Origin of the sequence: Paracoccus sp. (in: a-proteobacteria) (assembly GCF_030538695.1) — a bacterium.
Lineage (GTDB): Bacteria > Pseudomonadota > Alphaproteobacteria > Rhodobacterales > Rhodobacteraceae > Paracoccus.
This window is the reverse complement of record NZ_JAUNTN010000055.1, coordinates 1-3,532: the sequence shown is the minus strand read 5'-3', so window position 1 is coordinate 3,532 and position 3,532 is coordinate 1. Positions and strand designations below refer to the sequence as shown.

Here is a 3,532-nt window from a genome sequence, read left to right as displayed (position 1 = left end):
GCATTGATAGGCGGCGGTTTCCGGGTGCCCGGCCTGCCAGCGCAGGCGTTCGAACGTCAGCCATTGCAGCGCCCCGCAATGCGGGCAGGGCACATGATAGCGGCGTTGATCCGACAGATCATATTCCCGCTCGACCCGCGACAGCCCTCTGATCGTGGGCGTCGAGGCCAGAAACAGTTTGGAGCGATGGCCAAAGCTGATCGTGCGGGCCTCGGCCAGTGCGATCGGGTCGCCCTCGCCGTCAATATCGCCGGGATAAGCGTTCGCGGTCATGCTCGGACCAATGGCGCATGACCGCTCACCCTCATCGAGAAACACCCAACGCGCGGGCATGGAGCGCAGCCCCACCGCGCTGTTCGCGCCGGTCAGGATCAGCTGCCCGCCCGGAAAGCGTTTGCCCAGAATGGTGTTGCCGCTGTCCCTGGTCCGCGACGGCAGAACCAGCGCGCGCAGCTCGGGGCTTTCCTCGATCAGCGGGTCGATGCGCTGCTACGACAGGCGCTTGGCCAGATCGACGGTCGGCTGCACGGCCAGAAACGGCCCCGGCGCGCGGTGGATACAAAAGCCGATCCAGTTGTTCCCGGCCTCGGTCGCGCCGACCTGCGCGGCCTTCATCAAGATCACCCGCGCCGCAGGATGGGCCGGGGACAGCGCATCCATGATCTCGCGCATATAGGGGGTGCGATTGGTGCGATAGGGGCCTGCCTCGCTGGCCGCGCGCGAGGACAGGATGCGGTGGCGGTCGGACCACTCGCTGACCGTCAGCGCCGGGTCCGGGGCCAGCCCGTCGAGCCAGGCCCGGCGGATGTCCTCGGCACCGTCGAACCCGGCAGCGTCGAAGCTATCGAAGCTCAAGCCGGACCTCGGCCAGTTCCGCCAGATGCGCGCGCAGATATCTGTCCAGCATCTGCTCCATGGCATGCGGATCGGTGCCGAGTTCGGCGGCCATGTTCGCGGCCACCCGCGGCGGCCAGTTCAGCCAGGCATCGCGTTCGCGCCGTGCCAGATCGAAGACCATGGTCGTGGCCCGCGCCCGGTCGACCAGCTCCGCCTTCATCTTTTGCAGGCGAACCTTGGCGGTCTGCGCCTTGAGCACCTCATTGGCCATCCGCGCCCGCAGAAACGACACCTCGCCGCCCGCGTCGGGGGCGGTGTCGGCACCAGCATCACGCAAGGTGTCGGTGACAGCCTCCAGCGCCGCTTTCGGCACGGGTTTGGTGGCGGCGACACGGGCACTCGCAGCACTGCGCGCGCCCAATGCCTGCGCATGAACCCCGCGCTGCTTGGCCGGATCGGTCTGGCGCGCCCATTCGGCATCGGCGCGGGCGGGATCAATGCTGCCATCGGGCTCGGGGGTGATGCGGCCACTGGCGATGGCCTTGCGCACCGCCGCCTCGCTGACGCCGCGATGGGTTGCATATTGGCGGCGCGAGATACCCATGGGTTCTTTCCTATGGTAATGATCATCGTAGTGTTGCGTTTGCAGAAATTTAGTCTGTTTTCGAAGGGAGCTCTCTTCGCAATCGCGCGCTACAGTATTCGGCGGGGCTAAAATTTGTTGTCGCCAGCAAAGCGGGCAGGTGACTTCAAAAAGCGTAGCGGTGAGCATGCAGATACTTAACGCCTTGCACAATGGGTGGAGCTAGTGCAATTTCCCGTCCAGCAAACCAATAAGAGATGACTTTAGCCATGATAGACGCATCGACCATTGAAGATATCGAAAAAGAAATTGCGGGCCGACCCAACAAGAACCATCTCGCCATCATTATTTTTTGCAGGTACCGAAAAGATAGATCTAGCCTGCCATTGCGAGTTGCCTCAAACCAAATAAACTATCATTATAGCTCTGGCGAGGATCTCGATATTTACGTTCCAGGCTTCTCATTCTGCGGAATCGACAAACGAAAAAGTCTTGGCAAAGCAATGAGCCTGAAAGCCGCCGAGCTATTCGGACACTATCACCCGAAAGCGCTTCTTAACGCCCAAAGCTATCTAAAGGAGAAAATATCCGGGTTTCATCTGGGAAGCTCTGTTGTAGCAGTCGCGATAGAGGTGGATAACGGATTGCCGATGCGGAAAAATGGCGATGTAATAAACCTTTCTGACTTCTCAGCAAAAAAAGCTGAGGCGCAACTCATGAACATAATTGAGGGTTGCAAAGGCTCTCAAGGAATGACCACCCCTGACCTCGGTCAATTCAGAACGAGCTTTCGATTGAACAGATTGGTCGATTTCTTTCTACGGAATGGCTGGAGTGCAGCTACTACTTTCTCAGGCTTGGGCGCACTGATCCTCAAATAATCTGGTGCCACATTTTATTCAGGACAGAATGCAGCGGTTACTAAATGAAGTGGCGTCAAGACGTTCTTACGCGATCTCAGCCAATTGAACCCATGTCCGTCGTGATTCAATATGATCGCCTCGCCGCTGAACCGCTGCCAGCGGTCCACGGCGACATCGACATAGGCCGGGTTCAGCTCGACCCCGAGGCAGATCCTTCCGCAGCTTTCCGCCGCAATCAGCGTGGTGCCCGAGCCCATGAAGGGCTCATAGACCGCCTGTCCGGGGCTGGAATTGTTCAGCATCGGGCGGCGCATGCATTCGACCGGCTTCTGCGTGCCGTGGACGGTTTCCGCGTCCTGATCCTTGTTCGCGATGCGCCAGAGGGTCGTCTGTTTGCGGTCACCGGCCCAATGACCCTTGCCGGTCTTTTTGACTGCATACCAGCAGGGTTCGTGCTGCCAGTGATAATCTCCGCGGCTGAGGATCAGCCGGTCCTTGGCCCAGACGATCTGCGAGCGGATGGCAAAGCCGTTGACCTCAAGGCTCTCGGCCACGGTCGCGGCATGGAGCGCGCCATGCCAGACATAGGCGATATCGCCCGGAAACAGCGCCCATGCCTCGCGCCAGTCGGCGCGGTCGTCGTTGAGCACCTTGCCGGTGCGGCGGGTGGATGAAGCACCGGCCTTGTTCCGCCAGGCGGGATCGTAGGCGACACCGTAAGGCGGGTCGGTGACCATCAAGAGCGGGCGGATGCCGCCGAGGACGCGCTCGACATCGGTGGCGACAGTGCTGTCGCCGCAGATCAGCCGGTGGTTGCCCATGAGCCACAGATCGCCGGGGCGGGTGACCGGATCGGAAGGCGGCTCGGGGATGTCGTCTTCGCCATCGGTGTTCAGGTCGAGAGGTTGCGGAACCAGCAGCGCCTCCAGTTCCGCATCGGAAAAACCGATGACATCGAGATCGAAGTCGAAATCCTCTTGCAGGGCCGACAATTCCAGACGCAGCAGTTCCTCGTCCCAGCCCGCATTCTCGGCCAATTTGTTATCGGCAATCACCAGCGCCCGGCGCTGCGCCTCGGTCAGATGCTCCAGCACGATCACAGGCACCTCGGCCAGTTCCAGCTGCTGCGCCGCCATCAGCCGGCCATGGCCCGCGATGATGACATCATCGGCCCCGATCAGGATCGGATTGGTCAAGCCGAACGCGCGGATCGAGGCGGCGATCTGGGCGATCTGGGTCTCGGAATGGG

The 3,532-nt window shown here is 61.1% G+C and carries 3 protein-coding genes and 1 pseudogene; 1 reads left to right on the top strand and 3 read right to left on the bottom strand.

All coding sequences use genetic code 11. From position 1 onward, the window contains the following. Together Q4G24_RS16515 and Q4G24_RS16510 are read right to left on the bottom strand one after the other, a co-directional pair. Nucleotides 1–855: pseudogene (locus tag Q4G24_RS16515) on the bottom strand (phage terminase large subunit family protein); the annotation flags it as partial. After that, entirely contained in the window at nt 842–1,441 is a 600-nt protein-coding gene (locus tag Q4G24_RS16510; RefSeq protein WP_303367627.1) for an elements of external origin, read from the bottom strand. The gene Q4G24_RS16510 and the pseudogene Q4G24_RS16515, both read right to left, overlap by 14 nt. A 248-nt stretch (nt 1,442–1,689) precedes the next feature. Here Q4G24_RS16510 and Q4G24_RS16505 point away from each other — a divergent pair, with 248 nt between their 5' ends. Then, entirely contained in the window at nt 1,690–2,301 is a 612-nt protein-coding gene (locus tag Q4G24_RS16505) for a hypothetical protein (RefSeq protein ID WP_303367626.1), read from the top strand. 14 nt (nt 2,302–2,315) lie between these two features. On the opposite strand, the gene Q4G24_RS16500 is transcribed toward Q4G24_RS16505, so the two are convergent. Continuing rightward, the coding region (locus Q4G24_RS16500; RefSeq protein ID WP_303367625.1) for a site-specific DNA-methyltransferase at nt 2,316–3,532 on the bottom strand (1,217 nt) is incomplete at its 5' end.